This window comes from Achromobacter sp. FW305-C-30-7, from assembly GCF_058783105.1.
Genome location: NZ_JBYSYI010000004.1, coordinates 83335 through 101364, shown reverse-complemented (window position 1 = coordinate 101364; position 18030 = coordinate 83335). Strand labels below are relative to the sequence as shown.

Below are 18030 nucleotides of genomic sequence, written 5' to 3'. Positions count from 1 at the left end.
CTTTATTATTTACAAATTGCCATCGAAAGGATCCCCCTTGAAGCACTGTGGGGACATGAAGTGAAGTACGCCCAAGGACAACCCATGGCGGACCAGGTAATCAATTGGCTGCTGTTATTGCGCTCCGGCAAGGCGACCGCACAGGACTATAACGACTTCCTGGCGTGGCGCGCTGCCGACCCAGCCCATGAAAACGCCTGGCAGCAGCTGACCGGCTCGCTTGAAGGCTCGACGTTCGGCCGGCTTGGCGATGCCTATCCCGCAGGTTACGCCACCGCCGGCCCTGCCATCGCGCCACACGCGGCCCCTCCCGGCCCCGGCCCGGGCCCCGTCATCGCCCCTCCACGCCGCCGCTTCCTGGCCGGCGCGCTGGCGCTCGCCGGTACGGGCGCCTGTGCGGCTTACGTGGGCAACGCCTTCTATCCCCTGGGCAACGTCGCCGCAGATGCCGCCACGGCCACTGGCGAACGCCGCCGCTATGTGCTGTCCGACGGCAGCCAGTTGCTGCTGGACGCCCGCAGCCGGGTCAACCTGGACTTCACCCCCGCCTACCGCCAGGTCCGGCTGCTGGATGGCGCCGTGACGGTGTCGGTGGCTCCCGACTCGCGCCGCCCCTTCCTGGTCCAGACGGCCGAAGGCACGGTCCGCGCCCTGGGCACCCGCTACATGGTGCGCCAACAGGCCCAGCGCACCCTGGTGGTGGTGCATGAACACGAGGTCGAAGTCGAAACCATGTCCGGCGGTCACGGCACCGTCCGGGCCGGCACCGGCGCCCGGTTCGACGCGGCACGCATGGACACCCCGCGCGCCGAACTGATGGCCGAGGCCGCCTGGGAGGCCGGTTGGGTCGAAGCCCGGGGCCGTCCCCTGGCCGAAGTGATCGCGGCGCTGCGCCCCTACCGCAGCGGCACCCTGCGCGTTTCCATGGCCGCTGGCGGCCTGCCGGTGTCTGGCCACTTCCCGCTGGACGACACCGACGCCGCGCTGGACACGCTGCGTGACATCATGCCCATCCACGTCCGCCGCTTCACCCCTTGGTTCGTCTCCATCAACGTCGCTACCTGACAACGCCGCGCCCGGCGTTCCGCTCTCGAGGGCGGCTTCGTTGTATACTAGTTACGGTGTTTTTATCCAGTAGGCGCCACGGATTTTCCTCAAGGCTTTACATGAGGACCATCCGCAAGGGCTCTCCAGCCCGGGGAATTTTTCCCGCAGCGCCCCCGCCCGGTTGACGGGCGCTCCCTCGGTCGATCAGACATTAAAAGCTTGCAATCCCGCAGGGACTTGCTACAATGTTCGACTTTGCCGAATTCAACTTATATAGCAACATGGCCAATACCGCCCAAGCCCGCAAGCGCGCTCGCCAATCCGTTGAGCGCAACAAGCACAATTCCAGCCTGCGCTCGATGCTGCGCACCGCCATCAAGCGCGTTCGCCAATCCATCGCCGCTGGCGACAAGGCTGCGGCTGGCGAAGTGTTCCAGAAGGCCTCCAGCGTGATCGATCGCGTGGCCGACAAGAACATCATCCACAAGAACAAGGCCGCTCGCCACAAGAGCCGCCTGGCTGCCGCCATCAAGGCGCTGGCCTAAGCCATTCTGCCGCCCTGTTTTCAGGGCGTCACGAATACGGCAAATGAAAAAGGATGCCTCTGGGCATCCTTTTTTGCGTCCCCGGCCGCCGCAAACGCGCCTATCCCATTCCGGCAACCGTCGACTGAGGCAGCTACAGTTGCGACGCGATCCTCTCGGCAAAGAAATCGATGAACGCGCGCACCCGGGCGACCTCTGCCGAGCGGGGCGCCCATAGCAGCGAAACGCTGCCGCGGCTATCCGTGTAGTCCTCGAGCACCGGCGTGAGCCGCCCCGCCTCCACATCGTCCTTTACCAGGTAATTCGGCACCTGCACGATCCCCAGTCCGCTGATCGCCGCGGAAGCCAGGGCCTCGCCATCGTTCAAGATGCCGGAAGGCTTAAGCGGCTTGTCCGGCTGCTCGCCCTTGAACGCCCAGGTTTCTGGCCTGCCGGTGGTCGGAAACCGGTAATAGATACAGCAATGTTCGCTGAGATCCGCCGGCGTCCGCGGCGTGCCGCGCTGCGCCAGGTATGCCGGCGAGGCGCAAGTCGTGAAGCCATGCGGTCCGATCCGGCGGGCCTGCAGCCCGGAATCCGCCAATTCGCCCAGCCGCAGCGCCAGGTCGTAGCCGTCCTCGATCACGTCGACGATCAGGTCGTCGAGGTTGATATCGACCAGGACCTCGGGGAAGCTCAGGTGAAATTCGCTGAGCGCCGGCAACACGATCCGGCGGCCCATGACAGTGGGAACGCTGATCTTGAGACGGCCACGCGGCGCATTCTGCACCAGGTGCAGTTCCCGCTCCGCCTCCTGCAGGTCCTTCAGGATCTTGGCGACATGACGGTAGAGGACCTCGCCCTCGCCGGTTGGGCCCAGCGAGCGGGTGGTGCGATGCAATAGCCGCACGCCCAATCTGAGTTCGAGCCGTTCGACCGCCTTGCCCGCCGCGGATGCGGACAGGCCCAGCTTGCGCCCGGCTGCGGCAAAACTGCCGGATTCCACCGTGGCCGCGAAAGCGACCAACCCACTGAACGATTCTATCGAGAAGATTCCGGACATAGGTTCGCGAGTCTAGAGACGGCCACCCATCTTCTGCCTGAGACGGTACGGATGAATGATGCACCCAAATGAACGACTGATGAAGCGGCGGCACCTGCCTGATCCGATCGGTCTTCCGTGCGTTCATTCAAACCGCCAATCCTGACACAAGCTGGAATTTTTTGATCGAGGCCGCTATGAAAATAGGACTGCGTCACCCTCCGGGATCAGAAAAATCAGAAGATAAGAACGCCGCCTTCGACGTCATTGTGGTTGGAGGCGGGTCAGCGGGCGCCGTGCTGGCCAGCCGCCTGAGCGAAGACGCGTCGCGCCGCGTGCTGCTGCTCGAGGCCGGCCGGGCCTACCCGCCCCATGCCTATCCCGATGCCGTCCGCGCCCAGAACATCATCGGCGGCGATACCGGACACGACTGGGGATATTCATCCCTGCCGGGCTGGGGCGGAAAATCGTTCCCGGTTCCGCGGGGCAAGGTGCTGGGCGGCTCTTCGGCCGTGAATGCCGGCGTCTGGATGCGGGCGCCCGCCGCAGACTTCGCGCGATGGACCCGTGCCGGCCTGCCGCATTGGTCCATCGCCGACGTGCTGCCGTTTTTTCGTGGCAGCGAATGGACCGCCTCGGGCGCCGACCAATGCCATGGCCGCTCCGGCCCGGAACCGGTGCACCAGCTGCAGGACGACGAAATCTCCGACATGCAGCGCGCGTTCCTGACCTCGGCCCAGATGGCCGGCCATCCCAGGGTCGAGGATTTCAATGGCGACGCGCCATTCGGTGTCGGCCCCTATCCCATGAACAACCGCATGGGACAGCGGCTGAATACGGGCATGACCTATCTCTCGGATGCGGTGCGCGCGCGCCCCAATCTGACGATCCGCAGCGAAACGCTGGCGGACCGCATCGAGATCGAAGGCGGCCGGGCCCAGGCCGTGATCCTGGCCGATGGCGAGCGGATAGCGGCCGGCGAGATCGTGCTGTCTGCCGGCACATACGGATCGGCCGCCATCCTGCTGCGCTCCGGCATCGGGCCGGCGGCCGACCTCGAGGCATTGGGTATCCCCGTCGTGGCCGATCTTCCCGTCGGCCAACGCCTGCAGGAGCATCCCTTCTTCTTCACGATCTGGGCCGCGCATCCCGAACGCCTGGGGCTGCCCATCCCGCCGGTCGGCGCCATCCTGTGGACGCAATCATCCCAAGCCGGACCGGGCGACGGCGATCTGCAGGTCAGCGCCGTGCACTATGGCGATCCCGCGGAATCCCCCACCGGCGCCATCTTCATGCTGGCCCTGGCGCTGACCCGCCCCACGTCCACCGGCACGCTCAAGCTGCTGGACCGCGATGCCCGCACAGCGCCGCTCATCGACCTCAACATCCTCGGGACAGTGCGCGACCGGGAACTGATGGTCGAGGGCATCCAACTGATCCGCCAGATGGCGAGCCAAGGTCCGCTGTCCGAGATCATCGCGCAGGAACTCGTGCCCGGCCCGGACGCGGCCGACGCCGCGGCGCTGGAAGCGGCCCTGCCCAAAGCGCTCGACATCTACCATCACCCCACCTCGACCGCGCCCATGGGCGGCGACGGCGCTCCGGCCGCAGTGACGGACTACCAAGGCCGCGTCCGCGGCATCGCCGACCTGCGGGTCGCCGACGCATCCAGCTTTCCTGATGTGCCCTCGGTCGCCACCAACCCCACGGTGGTCATGCTGGCCGAGCGCGTCAGCCACTGGATCAGGAATACGGAGGCCAAATCGTGAACGACACCGCAAGCATCGCCTGGACCCGCAAGGCCTACAACTGGATCGGCGGCGTCCAGCGCTCCGAAGGTCCTTTGAAGGAATCGATCGACCCCGCCACCTACAACGTCATCGGCCACTATCCCGACAACGGCCTGATGGCAGCGAGATCGGCCGTCGCCGCGGCCGCGCGGGCCTTCCGCGCAAGCTCTTGGGCGCACGACCATGAACTGCGCGCCCGCGTGCTGGAGCAAGTGGCGCGCGCCTTCGAACGCAACCGCCAGCGGCTGCTGGACATCCTTTCGCTCGAAAACGGCAAGATCAAGGGCGAAGCCGGTTTCGAGCTCGACATGATTCCCAGCAAGCTGCGTTACGCGGCCGCCGCGGCCCTGCTCGAAAGCGGCCGGGCGCTCACGCCCAGGCCCGGCAGCATCTCCATGATCCTGCGCCAGCCCATGGGCGTAGCGGGCGTGATCGCGCCCTGGAATTCGCCGGCGGTGCTGACCATACGGTCGCTCGCGCCAGCGCTGGCGGCGGGATGCACCGCGGTCATCAAGCTGCCCGGCCAGGTGGCGCAAACCGCCAGCTTCATGGCCGAGGTCATGGCCGAAGCCGAGGACCTGCCGGACGGCGTGATCAACCTGTTCTTCGAAAGCGGGTCCGAGGGCTCCGCCTATCTCGTGGACTCGCCCGAGGTTCCCGTCATCAGCTTCACCGGATCCACCCGCACCGGCCGCGCGATCAGCGGCGCCGGCGCCAGGCACTTGAAGCGCTTCGGCATGGAACTGGGCGGCAAGACGCCCATGATTCTGTTCGATGACGCGGACGTGCACGGCGCACTGCCCGTGCTGGAAAAAGCGCTCACTGTCTTCAGCGGCCAGTTCTGCATGACCGGCTCCCGCCTGCTGGTGCAGGACGGCATCTATGCAGCAGTACGGGACGGACTCGCCAACCGGCTGCGCAAGGTCAAGGTCGGCCCGGCAGCCGATCCTGCCAGCGACATGGGGCCCTTGATCGACCGCGCCAATGTCGAACGCGTCGACCACGCGGTCGACCTTGCGATCGCGGCCGGCGCCAGCGTCGTCGAGCGCGGCGGCCCCGTGAACACGGGCCCTTTGGCCAGCGGCGCCTTCTACCGCCCCACCTTGCTGGAAGTGTCCGACAACAGCCTCGCCATCGTCCAGCAAGAAACCTTCGGCCCGGTGCTGACGATCCAGCGCTTTGCCGACGAGACCGAAGCCATACGCCTGGCCAACGACAGCGAATACGGCTTGGCCGCCAGCGTCTGGACCCGCGACGTCGATCGGTCGCTGCGCGTCGCCCAGGCCATCGACGCGGGTTCGGTGTGGATCAACGACTGGGCCAAGGTCTACGACAACACCGAGGAAGGCGGCTTCAAACAGTCCGGACTCGGACGCCTGAACGGTCTGGCCGCGCTGGAGGACTTCATCGAATACAAGCACATCGCGCTCAAACCTGGCCTCGGGTAGCGCCGGCGAGCCAGAACATCCATTAGAAAAAAGGAGACTCCCATGCCGGATTCCATCGCCGCAAAGCTGATCGACGCGCTCCATGCGGGCGCGGAGGTCCCGCCAGGCTGTCGTGTCAATCACGCGCGCGGACTGCTTGTGGAAGGCAGGTTCCTCAGCGTGCCCCTGGCAGCGCAATTTTGCGCTTCGCCCATGTTCGACGACGCGGAGCTGCCGCTCATCGCCCGGTTCTCGGACTCCGGCCCCGACCCGCGGATTCGCCAGGACAGTCCGCAAGCCGAACCGCGCGGCCTGGCCGTGCGCATCGGGCAGGATTCCCAGTTGGTGCTCGTCGGCCACTCGCTCGAAGGCTTCCCCGCGCAAGACCCGCAAACGTTTCTTGCCTTCATACAGGCATTGAACACGCAGCACACGGCCCCCGGATCGCTGCAAGCCCACCTGGCGGCCAATCCCCCAGCGCAGCGCTTCGACCAACTGCGGCACGACGCCCTGCCCACGGGCTATGCCTCGCGCAGCTATCACATGCTTCATGCCTATCGCCTGACGGCCGCGGATGGCCAGACGCGAACCGGCAGGTTGACGATCCGGGGCAGGAACGCCGACGGGGCGCACAAGGCCCTGGCCGGCCGGAACTGTATGAACGAGGCTCTGCGCCATGCCATGGAGGCGGGCCCGGTGGCGCTGGAACTGGCATTCACCCCGGCGCCGGCACAAGGCGCGACGGACGACCTGTCCACGGCCTGGCCAGGACACGGCAGCTCGATGCTCCTGGGATACCTGATGCTGGAGCGTATCGCGCCAGATCAGGACGCGCAACGCGCCCTGGTGTTCGACCCTTCCCTCCTGCCTGCCGGCATCGAGTTCGCGGGCGACCCGCTGCTGAAGGCGCGCTTGCAGGCCTACCGGCTGGCGGCAGAGCGCCGACTGCGCGGCGTTCCCTGATCCAGGCCTGACGCCAGGCGGCTCCGGGCTGCCTCTGCCGCCTCGCGCAGTGACGCCATCAGCGCGCCCACCAGCGGATTGCCCGGCCGATGCTCCGGAAACACCACGCTGACCCGGAACGGAAACGAACGCGTCAAGGGACGGATATGCAACCCCCGGCCGACGAAATCCAGCGCCGTCAGCGGATTCACGATGGCCAGGCCGAGGCCCTGGCGCACGAAGGCGCAGACGGACACGGCGGTGGTCGTCTCGACGATGGAGCGCCGCAGCACGCCGGCTTCGGCAAAGGCTTCATCGAGCTGAATCCGGTAGGGATCGCTGGAAGACAGGCTGACGAACGCATGGCCTTCGAAATCAGCCAATTCCATGCGCTGCTTGCCCAGCAGCGCATGGCCGTCGGGCAGCACGCAGACCTCGTCCACCTGCAACAGCAACTCCACCCGCGTGCCGGCCGGCGCTGCGTCGTGCTCGGTCAGGCCCAGGTCATAGCGCTGGGCGCTCAGCCATTCCTCCAGGAAGGGCGATTCCTGCGTCTCCAGCGCCAGACTGACCCCGGGGTGACGCTCGTTGAAGCGCCGGAACGCGTCCGGCAGGATGGAATGAGAGAAGACCGGCAAGGCGATCACCGCCAGCTGCCCGCCCTGGTAGGCCCGCAGGCGCGCGGCGGCCGAGGCCACCCGCTCCAGGCCGGCATAGGACTGGCGGACCTCGTCGAACAGCGCCAGGCCCGGCATGGTGGGCCGCAGCCGCCCCGCCACCCGGTCGAACAGCGTGAAGCCTATGCCCTGCTCCATGCGCGCCAGTTCCCGGCTTACGGTCGGCTGGGACGAGCCCAGCAGTTCGGCCGCCTTGGTCACGCTGCCGGCAATCATGACCGCGCGGAAGACTTCGATTTGCCGGTGCGTCAGCATGGCCCCACCCATATCAGGAATGAATCGATGAAGGAAGTATAAGCATTTTACTGGATGACCGAAGGCAGGCATCATGCCGCCTTGTATTCACCTCCACAAACAAGGTTTCGCCCGCCATGGCCTTCGATCCGCGCCAACTCACCCAACTCGCCGCCGAACACGGCACGCCGCTCTGGGTGTACGACGCCGCCGTCATCCGTGAACGCATTGCGCAATTGCGCCGCTTCGACACCATCCGCTATGCGCAAAAGGCCTGCTCCAACCTGCACATCCTGCGCCTGATGCGGGCCGAAGGCGCGGTGGTGGACGCGGTCTCGCTGGGCGAGATCGAGCGCAGCCTGGCCGCCGGCTTCCAGCCCCAGGGCGAACCGGAAGGTATCGTCTTCACCGCCGACCTGATCGACCACGCCACGCTGGCCGCCGTGCTCAAGCACGGCATCACCGTCAACGCTGGCTCCCTGGACATGCTGGCCCGCGTCGGCCAGGCCTCGCCCGGCCATCGCGTCTGGCTGCGCATCAACCCGGGCTTCGGCCATGGCCATAGCAACAAGACCAACACCGGCGGACCGCAAAGCAAGCACGGCATCTGGATCGGCGACGTGGCCGAAGCCATGGCCATCGTGCGCCGCCACGGCCTGAAGCTGGTCGGCATCCACATGCATATCGGCTCGGGCGTGGATTACGCCCACCTGTCCAGCGTCTGCGACGCCATGGTCGACGTGGTGGCCTCGCTGGACCACGACATCGAGGCCATTTCCGCGGGCGGCGGCCTGTCCATCCCCTACCGCGAAGGCGATGCCCGCATCGACTGCGACCACTACTTCGAGCAATGGGACGCGGCGCGCCAGCGCATCGCCGAGCGCCTGGGCCACGCGATCCGCCTGGAGATCGAACCGGGCCGCTTCCTGGTCGCCGAGGCCGGCGCGCTGGTGTCGGAAGTGCATTCGATCAACCGCCGCCCGGAACGCGACTTCGCGCTGGTCGACGCCGGCTTCAACGATCTGATGCGCCCGGCCATGTACGGCAGCTACCACCGCATTTCAGTGCACGCGCCCGACGGCAGCCAGCCGCAGGGAGCGGCCGAGACCCGCATCGCCGTGGCTGGTCCGCTGTGTGAATCGGGCGACGTGTTCACGCAGGACGCGGGCGGCGTCGTGTCCGACCAACTGCTGCCGCAGCCGCGCATCGGCGATTTCCTGGTGTTCCACGACGCGGGCGCCTATGGTTCGTCGATGTCCTCGAACTACAACAGTCGGCCGCTGGCGCCGGAAGTGCTGCTGGACAACGGCGCCGCCCGGCTGATCCGCCGCCGCCAGACGATAGGTGAATTGCTGGCGCTGGAAGACGCCTGAGCATCCTCAGGTCGGAAACGCCTCGCGCAAGGCGAAGGTCGCCTGCTTGAACACGCCCAGGTCGGTGCCCACCGCCACGAAGTGCATGCCCATGTCCAGGTAGCGCCGCGCATCCGCATGCACCGGCGCCAGGATGCCCACCGCCTTGCCCTGCGCCGACACCCGCTGGTACAGGTGGCGGATGGCCTCCTGGACTTCGGGATGGCCCGGATTGCCGATATGGCCCAGCGCCGCGGCCAAGTCGGACGGCCCGATGAACACGCCGTCCACGCCTTCCACCGAGGCGATCTCATCGACCGCGTCTATCCCCGGGCGGCTTTCGATCTGCAGCAGCACGCAGATGTTGTCGTTGATGGTGTGCAGATAGTCCGGCACCGTGCCGTAGCGGTTGCTGCGCTGCGCGCCCGCCACGCCGCGCATGCCCTGCGGCGGATAGCGCGTGGCGGCCACCGCGCGGCGCGCGTCCTCTTCCGATTCGATGAATGGAATCAGCAGGTTGTAGAAGCCGATATCCAGCAGCCGCTTGATCTCCACCGGATCGTTCCACGACGGCCGGCCCACGGCGGCGCTGGCGCTGCCCTGCAAGGCCTGTAGCTGCTGCAGGAACATCGGCACTTCGTTGGGCGAGTGCTCGCCGTCCAGCAGCAGCCAGTCGAAGTTGGCCAGCCCCACGAGCTCGGCCGTGATGTGGCTGGACATGCACATCCAGAATCCGATGAGCCGCTCGCGCGCCAGGATGCGTTGCCGGAAACGGTTGGGTAAGGGTGAGTTCATTGCCATCTACGCTTCATAAAAAAACAGGTGGATCCAGGCCCGCGGGCCTGGCCGTGCATTCGATCCGTGGACTCAAGCCACGCAAGTAGTCCAGGCATTCAATCCATCTTCGCGCCGGACGCCTTGGCCGCCTTGCCCCACTTGGCGATCTCGTTATCCACGAAGGCCGAAAACGACTTGGGGTCGTCCGCCACCACCACGAAACCCACGCTCTCCAGCTTCTGCCGGATGTCGGGCGAGGACAGGGCCTTCACCGTTGCCTGGTTCAGGCGCTGGATCACGGCGGGCGGCGTCTTCGCGGGGGCCGACAAACCGAACCAGGACTCGGCCGAAAAGCCCGGATAACCGGATTCCGCCACGGTGGGCGTGTCGGGGTAGGCAGGGTTGCGCTTGGCGCTGGCCACGGCCAGCGCGCGCAGCTTGCCCGAGGTGACTTGCGGCAGCAGCGCGTCCTGGTTCAGGAACAGTACCGAGACCCGGCCTCCGATGGTGTCGGTAATGGCGGCAGCACCGCCCTTGTAGGGCACGTGCACCAAGTCGATCTTGGCGTCCTGCTTCAGCATTTCCATGGCCAGGTGGCCGGAGGAACCGCTGCCCGAACTCGCATGCGTGTACTTGCCCGGGTTCTCGCGAGCCAGCTTGATGAAGTCCGCGAAGGTCTTGCCCGGAAAGTCGTTGTTGGCCACCAGCACGTTTGGGCCGGTCGCCAGCAACGAGATATGCGCGAAGTCGCTATTGCGGTACGGCATGTTCTGGTAGATCGCGTAGCTGATGGCGTTGGAGCCGACGCCCGACAGCAGCAGCGTGTAGCCGTCAGGCTCCGCCTTGGCCACCATGTCGGAGCCGATATTGCCGTTGGCGCCGCCCTTGTTTTCCACCACCACGGTCTGGCCCAGTTCCTTGGACAGCTCGGCCGCCAGCAGGCGGCCCACCGAATCGGTGCTGCCGCCCGCGGGAAACGGCACCACCAGCTTGAGTTGCTTGGTAGGCCAGGCCGCGCCCTGCGCCATCAGCATGCCGGGCAGCATGGCCAGCGCCCCCGCGGCCGCCAGGATGGCCAGGCGTGCGCGCGCCGCCGGTTTGTTCTGTTGCATGGTTGTCTCCTCTTTGGGTTTTTTAGTATGTGCGCCCGGTGTCCGGGTCAGTGGATTTCAGGCTCGCCCGCGGCCGGAGCGCGCGTCTCGGTCTGAAGAAAATCGAAATCGCAGCCCGTGTCGGCCTGGCCGATGTGCTTGAGGTACAGCACGCCGTAGCCGCGCTCGAAACGCGGCGGCGGCGCCTGCCAGGCGGCGCGGCGCGCGGCCAGTTCCTCGTCGGACACCAGCAGCTCCAAGCGCCGCGCCGGCACATCCAGCGTGATGCGGTCGCCGTCCTGCACCAGCGCCAGCGGGCCGCCCACATAGGCCTCGGGCGCCACGTGCAACACACAGGCGCCGTAGCTGGTGCCGCTCATGCGCGCGTCCGAAATGCGCACCATGTCGCGCACGCCCTGCTTCAAGAGCTTCTGCGGAATCGGCAGCTGGCCCCACTCCGGCATGCCGGGCGCGCCCTGCGGCCCGGCGTTCTGTAGCACGATGACGCTGTCGGCATCCACGTCCAGGTCCGGATCGTCGATGCGCGCGGCCATATCGTTGTAGTCCTTGAAGACCACCGCGCGGCCCGTGTGCACCTGCAACTGCGCCTCCATGGCGGGCGGCTTGATCACGGCGCCGTCGGGCGCCAGGTTGCCGCGCAGCACCGCCAGCCCGTCGCGCTCGATCAACGCCTGCGCGCGCGGCCGGATCACGTCTTCGTTGAAGATGCGCGCGCCGGCAATGTTTTCGCCCAGCGTGCGGCCGTCCACGGTGCGCTGCGTGGTGTCCAGCAGGTCGCCCAGCTGCACCAGCATCGCGCGCAGGCCGCCCGCGTAATAGAAGTCTTCCATCAGGTACTTGCCTGCCGGCCGCAAGTTGGCCAGCACCGGCGTGGTGCGCGCCAGATGGTCGAAGCGGTCCAGGTCCAGCCCAAAGCCGCTGCGGCGCGCCATGGCGATCAGGTGCACCACCGAATTGGTCGAGCCCGACAGCGCCAGCACCGTGCGCACCGCGTTGTCGAAGGACGCGGCGGTCAGCAGGTCGGACGGCTTCAAGTCTTCCCACACCATCTCCACGATGCGCTTGCCGGTCAGGCTGGCCATCTGCGCGTGGCGCGAGTCCGGCGCGGGAATCGACGAGGCCCCCGACAGGCACAAGCCCAGCGCCTCGACCGCGCCCGTCATGGTGGAAGCGGTGCCCATGGTCATGCAGTGGCCGGGCGAGCGGGCGATGCCGTCCTCCACGCCCTGCCAGTCTTCCTCGGTGATGTTGCCGGCGCGCAGTTCGGCCCAGTACTTCCAGGTGTCCGATCCCGAACCCAGGGTGTTGCCGTTCCAGTTGCCGCGCAGCATGGGGCCGGCCGGCATGAAAATGGTGGGCAGGTCCATGGATACCGCGCCCATCAGCAGCGCCGGCGTGGTCTTGTCGCAGCCGCCCATCAGCACACAGCCGTCCGCGGGATAGGAGCGCAGCAGTTCTTCCGTCTCCATCGCCAGCAGATTGCGGTAGAGCATGGTGGTGGGCTTCTGGAAAGGTTCCGACAAGCTCATGGCCGGCATTTCCACCGGGAAGCCGCCCGCCTGCCAGATGCCACGCTTGACCTCTTCGACGCGCTGCTTGAAGTGGCTGTGACAGGGGTTGATGTCGCTCCAGGTATTGATGATGGCGATCACCGGTTTGCCGGCGTAGTCCGAGCGGTGATAGCCCATCTGCGCGGTGCGCGACCGGTGGCCGAACGAGCGCAGGTCGCGCACGCCATACCAGCGGTGGCTGCGCAGTTCTTCGGGTTTCTTGCGCTTGTCTGAATTGCTCATGTCTCTGTTCCTGTGCTCTTGGGCAAGGGTTTATAGGGAAGATGGAATCACGCCGCGTCCAGCAGATAAGGCGTGCCTGCGCGCTCGCAGATGGCGCGCAGGCGCTCGGCCAGCGCGGCGGGTATGGGGATGCCCTCGCGCAGCCGGCGCGCGCGCTCGGCGGCTTCGGGCTCGCCCGCCACCAGCACCGGTTCGTCCGGATTGGCGGGCGGCGTATCGTGCATGGCGTCGATCATGTCGTCCATGTCGGACTCGAACGAACCGGCCGCGCGGAACGCGTCGGGGTTCAGGGCCAGGAAGAAATGGCCCACGTCGTCGGGCTCGCCCGGACGGCGCGTCGGGGCGCGGCGCGCGGCGAAGGCGCTGCCGCTGAGCGTGCCGCCCAGGATCTGCGCCATCATCGCCAGGCCGTAACCCTTGTGGCTGCTCATGGCGGCGGTGCCGCCCAAGGGGGTCAGGCCGCCCTCGGGATGCTTGAAGATGAACTGCATGGCGGCGGCCGCATCGGTGACCGCCCCGCCCTGCCCGTCGACCGCCCAGCCCGGCGGCAGCGGCTGATCCAGGAAGTCATAGACCTTGACCTTGTTGGCGGCCACGGTGGTGGTCGCCATGTCCAGCAGAAACGGCTCGTTGTAGGCGGCCGGCGCGCCGAAGGCGATGGGGTTGGTGCCCAGCATGGGCATGGCGCCGCGCGTGGGCACCATGATGACGCCGTTGGCGCTGCTGGTCACCAGTCCGACCACGCCGCGCTCGACCGCCATGCGCGCATAGACGCCAGCCGCGCCGAAGTGATGCGAATTACGAACCGACACGGCGCCCACGCCATGCTCCAGCGCCTTGTCCACGGCCAGGTTCATCGCCTGCGCCGCCACCGGATAGCCCAGGCCGCCCATGCCGTCGATCAGCGCGCTGGCGCCGCCGTCGCGCAGGATCCGCGGCCTGGCGTCCAGCCGCAGGCTGCCGGCGCGCAGCTTGTCCTCGTAGGCCGGCAGCATGGAGATGCCGTGCGAATCGATGCCCAGCAGGTCGGTGCGCGCCATCAGGCCCGCGGTGATGTGCGCCAGATCCTGCGCCATGCCCCATGCCATCAATACCTGCAGGATCTGCTCGCGGACCTGCTCCACCGGCACGTCCGCCGCTATGACTCCGTTCCCTGGCACTCTGGTCTCCTGTGGTTCTGGTTCGGTCGCGGCGGGCGGGCGGCGAAGATCAATCGCGCTCGCGGTCCACCAGCCGGTGGCGGGCCTGGCCCAGGTGGAACTGCATGGCGACGCGGGCGCGCTCGCTGTCCTGTTCGCGGATCGCGTCCAGGATCGCCGCGTGCTCGTCCACCACGCGCTGCGCGCGCTGGCGCGAACCGGTACGGGTCAGGTTCAGGGTCAGGCGCATGAAGCCGCTGATGGATTCGTGAATGCTTTCCAGCACACCCAGATAGAAGTCGTTGCCGCTGGCTTCGGCGATGCTGGCATGGAACGCCAGGTCGGCCTCGGCCGACACTTGGCCGCGCGCCAGGCTGTCGGCGAAGGCCGCATGCGCGTCCGCGATCTTCCTGAGCTGCTCGTCGGTGCGGCGCAGCGCCGCCAGGCGCGCGGCGTCGCCCTCCAGCGCCACCCGCACCTCCTGGGCCCGCAGATAGGCGCTGACGTTCTGCACGTCGTTGAAGGTCTTAAGGCGCGGCGCGGGCGCGTGGCTGACGAAGGTGCCCAGCCCCTGGTGCGCGGTGATCAGGCCGTCGGCGCGCAGCCGCAGCAGCGCCTCGCGCACCACCGGCCGCGACACGCCGAAGCGTTCGGAGATCTCGTTCTCGGAAGGCAGCTTGTCGCCCACGTTCAGTCCGCCGGACACGATCTGCTCGAAGATCTGGCCGTAGAGCTGGTCAGCCAGGCGGACCCGATGGCCGCGTTCGAGCACCAGCGCGCCCGCGGCGTCGGATTCGGCGGGCGCCTGCGGCGCAGGCGCCGGTGTTGCTTTGGGTCGGGCCACGAAACCTCCTCGATGCTATGGCGCAGTCCGCAATGGCGGGACAGCGCTCATCGTACCGTCAATGCGCGCGCCCCGGCCCGCTTGCGCGCTCACGCGGCGGCCGCCTCCCGGTCCCAGGCCGCCAGGGCCCGCGCCACCGGCGCCACGCGCTCGCGCTCGGCGGCGGATATACCGGTCAGCAGGGGCAGCATCGGCCCCATGTCCGCCACACCCGACAGTGTCACGGCATCGTGCAGCACGCGGATGGGGCTGATGCTGTCGCGGCAATCCTCCAGGCCCAGGTAGTGCTGGCGCACGGCTTCGGCTTCGTCGTAGCGGCCGTCGCGCAGCAGATGCAACAGGCGCATCGAGCCTCGCGGCGCCACGCAAACCGAGCCCGAGGTAAAGCTCTTCAGGCCGAAATCGCGGTAGTGCACAATGGCCGGGCGCTCGCCGATGCCGCTGACGACCCAGCGCGCATCCACCGCCTGCAGCAACGACGACAGGTACGTGTCCTGCGACGGGTCGTCGCGAACCACGGCGTACTTGAAGGCCACGATGCGGCCCTCTTCGATCAGGCGCGCGGCGCTTTCCGGCGCCAGGTAGCCGGACGACTTGATGTAGATCACCGCGGGCTTGCCCAGCGCGTCCGTGAAGCGGCGCACGCCTTCGGCCAGTCCCGCGTCCGTATAGGGAAAGGACATGGGCAGCAGCATGGCCGTGGGAAAGGCGCGCGTACGCAGGATCGCCGCCTGATCCATCATCTTGCCGTAGTCGGGCCCCACCGAAGGCAGGATCCAGGTGTCCGCACCCGCCAGTCCGGCCAGCATGTCGACGATGCGCGCGTACTCGCCCACGCCCACGTTATAGAAGTTGGCATTGCCGCCATACATCACGTTGCGCACGCCGCCCGCTTCCAGATGGCCGAGCAAGGCCTTGTTGGCCGCCTCGTTCAGCGAAAGATCGTCGTGGCGCGCCAATGGCGGCACGGCAATGACCGAACGCTGCAAATCCTGCGCGGTGACCGGGGAGGTTTTCATGGGCGGGGGCTCCTGGCTGATCCAGCTATCGGGTGTAGGGGTTCGAAAAAGTATACTTGGTTGACAAGCACAAGCTCAATACATATATTTGTTTTACAAGTAGTCAGGCAGCAAAACGCAGGGCGCCGCGGGGTGCCATGCGGCTTCAAAGCCTCGGGCCATGCCAGGGGCGGAATACCCCCAGAAACGATGCGCGGCCACGCGCACACCGAGGAGACGAGTTCCATGCATGCAGCCCCTGCGCGAGGCCGGTCCGTCCTGTCCGCCCTGTCTACCGCCGTCCTGACGGCAGCCGCCTTGCTATTGCCAGCCGCGCCGGCGCTGGCCGGCTACCCCGAGCGCGACGTCAAGATCATCGTGCCCTTCCCGGCCGGCGGCACCACCGACATCGCGGCGCGCATCGTCGCGGCCGAACTGGGCAAGACCTGGAACAAGGCCGTGGTGGTGGACAACAAGGCGGGCGCCGGCGGCAACGTCGGCACGGCCGAAGCCGCGCGCGCCGCGCCGGACGGCTACACCCTGCTGATGGGCACCGTCAGCACCCATGCCATCAACCAGTCCGTCTATGCCAAGCTGCCCTACGACCCCGTCAAGGACTTCGTGCCGGTGACGCTGGTGATCCCGGTGCCCAACATCCTGGAGCTCAACCCCGCTTTCGCCGACAAGCACGGCATCCGCACGGTGGCCGACCTGATCAAGTACCTGAAGGCCAATCCGGGCAGCGTCAACATGGCGTCCACCGGCAACGGCACTTCCACCCATCTGTCGGGCGAGCTGTTCCAGAACATGACGGGCACGCGCATGACCCACGTCCCCTACAAGGGCAGCAGCCCGGCCCTGACCGACGTGATGGCCGGTTCCGCCGATCTGATCTTCGACAACCTGCCGTCCTCCATGGGCTTTCTCAAGAGCGGCAAGCTGCGCCCGCTGGCCGTCACCAGCGCCCAGCGCTCGCCCGCCCTGCCCGACGTGCCCACCATGGCCGAGGCCGGCGTGCAGGGCTATGACGCGTCCAGCTGGTTCGGCCTGCTGGCGCCCGCCGGCACGCCGCAGGCGGTGGTCGACAAGATCCAGCGCGACGTGGCCGCCGCCCTCAAGCTGGAATCGGTGCGCGCCCAGTTGCAGGCACAGGGCGCCACGCCTTCCGGCAACACGCCGGCCCAATTCAAACAGTTCATGGCGCAGGAGTCCGCCAAATGGGCGGAGGTCGTGAAGAAATCCGGCGCCAAGGTCGACTGACCCCAAGCCGATCCGGGCCCGTCCGCAACGCGTGGGCGGCGGGCTCTTCATCAGCACGCGAACCAGGAGACACCATGAACAAACTGATGAGCGCCGCGGCCATGGCAGCCGCCGTCGCCGCGGGCGCCGTGCTGCTCGGGACGCCCGCAGCGCAGGCCGCCGGCTATCCCGACAAACCCGTCACGATGATCGTGCCCTTCGTGCCAGGCGGATCTTCCGACATCACCGCGCGCTCGGTCACGCCAGGGTTGACGAAGATCCTGGGACAGACCTTCGTGGTCGAGAACAAGCCCGGCGCCAACAGCGCCATCGGCGCGCAGGCGCTGGCCCGCTCCACGCCCGACGGCTACACCATGATGGTCGGCTCCATCGGCACCTTCGCCATCAACGAGGCGCTGTACAAGAACCTGTCGTACAACCCCAGCAAGGATTTCGAATACCTGACCCAGGCGGTGCGCAATCCCAACGTGCTGGTGGCCGCTCCCGCGTTTCCGGCCAGCACCGTCGCCGAACTGATCGAGTACGCGAAGAAAAATCCGGGCAAGGTGTCCTATGCCTCCTCGGGCACGGGTTCGTCGGACCACCTGTCGGCCGTGCTGTTCCGCCAGCGCACCCAGAGCACGGGCGTGGACGTGCCCTACCGCGGCGGCGGCGCGGCCATCGCCGACCTGATCGGCGGGCAGGTCAACGTGTCGTTCCAGAACCTGGGCGCGGTCCAGACCCACATCAAGGCCGGCAAGCTCAAGGCGCTGGCCATCACGGGCGACGCCCGCGCCGCCGACCTGCCGGACGTGCCCACGCTGGCCGAGGCCGGCATCAAGGACATGGTGGTGTATTCCTGGCAGGGCTTCGCGGTGCCCAAGGGCACGCCCGCGCCCGTCGTCCAGCAACTGTCCAAGGCGTTGCAGACCGCGCTGCGCGATCCCCAGACCGAAAAGACCCTGCAAGGCCTGGGCTTCGAGGTCGTGGCCAACACGCCGCAGCAGTTCACGGCGTTCCAGCAGGCCGAGGTCAAGCGCTGGAAGGACGTCATCCAGAAAGCCAATATCCAGCTCGAGTGAGGCCGCGATCA

General features: G+C 67.3%; 16 protein-coding genes. 8 read left to right on the top strand and 8 right to left on the bottom strand.

Going from position 1 to position 18030, the window contains the following annotated elements:
- Positions 1-84: 84 nt before the first annotated feature.
- A complete protein-coding gene (locus AC3WOB_RS14305; RefSeq protein WP_013394778.1) occupies positions 85-1065 on the top strand; it encodes a FecR domain-containing protein in 981 nt (326 codons plus the stop codon).
- Between the two features lie 263 nt (positions 1066-1328).
- Entirely contained in the window at positions 1329-1592 is a 264-nt protein-coding gene (gene rpsT, locus AC3WOB_RS14300; protein ID WP_006396042.1) for a 30S ribosomal protein S20, read from the top strand.
- Between the two features lie 133 nt (positions 1593-1725).
- On the opposite strand, the gene AC3WOB_RS14295 is transcribed toward rpsT, so the two are convergent.
- The gene (locus AC3WOB_RS14295) at positions 1726-2634 is read right to left on the bottom strand and encodes a LysR family transcriptional regulator (RefSeq protein ID WP_492275390.1); all 909 of its coding nucleotides are present in this window, start codon (positions 2632-2634) and stop codon (positions 1726-1728) included.
- A gap of 176 nt (positions 2635-2810) precedes the next feature.
- Between AC3WOB_RS14295 and AC3WOB_RS14290 the strand changes: the two genes are divergently transcribed.
- From AC3WOB_RS14290 to AC3WOB_RS14280, 3 genes are read left to right on the top strand one after another with little or no spacing between them, the layout of a single operon-like run.
- Complete coding sequence (locus tag AC3WOB_RS14290) at positions 2811-4382, top strand: GMC family oxidoreductase (protein WP_492275389.1); 1572 nt, start codon at positions 2811-2813, stop codon at positions 4380-4382.
- On the top strand, positions 4379-5851 hold the full coding sequence (locus tag AC3WOB_RS14285) for an aldehyde dehydrogenase family protein (protein ID WP_492275388.1): 1473 nt from the start codon (positions 4379-4381) through the stop codon (positions 5849-5851). Before AC3WOB_RS14290 ends, AC3WOB_RS14285 begins: the two co-directional genes overlap by 4 nt.
- Before the next feature lie 42 nt (positions 5852-5893).
- Positions 5894-6793, top strand: coding sequence for a catalase family protein (locus AC3WOB_RS14280; protein WP_492275387.1), 900 nt, complete (start codon positions 5894-5896; stop codon positions 6791-6793).
- Here AC3WOB_RS14280 and AC3WOB_RS14275 read toward each other — a convergent pair.
- The gene (locus AC3WOB_RS14275) at positions 6751-7704 is read right to left on the bottom strand and encodes a LysR family transcriptional regulator (RefSeq protein WP_492275386.1); all 954 of its coding nucleotides are present in this window, start codon (positions 7702-7704) and stop codon (positions 6751-6753) included. The genes AC3WOB_RS14280 and AC3WOB_RS14275 overlap by 43 nt on opposite strands.
- Positions 7705-7820: 116 nt before the next feature.
- On the opposite strand from AC3WOB_RS14275, the gene lysA reads away from it, so the two are divergent.
- The gene (gene lysA, locus AC3WOB_RS14270; RefSeq protein ID WP_492275385.1) at positions 7821-9056 is read left to right on the top strand and encodes a diaminopimelate decarboxylase; all 1236 of its coding nucleotides are present in this window, start codon (positions 7821-7823) and stop codon (positions 9054-9056) included.
- Between the two features lie 6 nt (positions 9057-9062).
- Here the strand turns inward: lysA and garL are convergent, their stop codons facing one another.
- The 6 genes from garL to AC3WOB_RS14240 form a co-directional block, all read right to left on the bottom strand.
- Positions 9063-9830 carry a 2-dehydro-3-deoxyglucarate aldolase gene (gene garL, locus AC3WOB_RS14265; protein ID WP_041655817.1) on the bottom strand — a complete coding sequence of 256 codons (768 nt, stop codon included), beginning with the start codon at positions 9828-9830 and terminating at the stop codon, positions 9063-9065.
- Positions 9831-9928: 98 nt separating this feature from the next.
- Positions 9929-10924, bottom strand: coding sequence for a Bug family tripartite tricarboxylate transporter substrate binding protein (locus AC3WOB_RS14260; protein ID WP_492275384.1), 996 nt, complete (start codon positions 10922-10924; stop codon positions 9929-9931).
- A 47-nt stretch (positions 10925-10971) separates the two neighbouring features.
- The gene (gene araD, locus AC3WOB_RS14255; protein WP_013394788.1) at positions 10972-12717 is read right to left on the bottom strand and encodes an L-arabinonate dehydratase; all 1746 of its coding nucleotides are present in this window, start codon (positions 12715-12717) and stop codon (positions 10972-10974) included.
- 47 nt (positions 12718-12764) lie between these two features.
- Positions 12765-13877, bottom strand: coding sequence for an Ldh family oxidoreductase (locus AC3WOB_RS14250; RefSeq protein ID WP_013394789.1), 1113 nt, complete (start codon positions 13875-13877; stop codon positions 12765-12767).
- 49 nt (positions 13878-13926) lie between these two features.
- Entirely contained in the window at positions 13927-14700 is a 774-nt protein-coding gene (locus AC3WOB_RS14245) for a FadR/GntR family transcriptional regulator (protein WP_013394790.1), read from the bottom strand.
- An 89-nt stretch (positions 14701-14789) separates the two neighbouring features.
- Positions 14790-15719, bottom strand: coding sequence for a dihydrodipicolinate synthase family protein (locus AC3WOB_RS14240; RefSeq protein WP_492275383.1), 930 nt, complete (start codon positions 15717-15719; stop codon positions 14790-14792).
- A 225-nt stretch (positions 15720-15944) separates the two neighbouring features.
- Here AC3WOB_RS14240 and AC3WOB_RS14235 point away from each other — a divergent pair, with 225 nt between their 5' ends.
- Both AC3WOB_RS14235 and AC3WOB_RS14230 read left to right on the top strand, forming a co-directional pair.
- Positions 15945-16958, top strand: a complete 1014-nt coding sequence (locus AC3WOB_RS14235) for a tripartite tricarboxylate transporter substrate binding protein (protein WP_013394792.1) — start codon at positions 15945-15947, stop codon at positions 16956-16958.
- A 74-nt stretch (positions 16959-17032) separates the two neighbouring features.
- Entirely contained in the window at positions 17033-18019 is a 987-nt protein-coding gene (locus AC3WOB_RS14230) for a Bug family tripartite tricarboxylate transporter substrate binding protein (RefSeq protein ID WP_013394793.1), read from the top strand.
- Positions 18020-18030 lie beyond the last annotated feature (11 nt).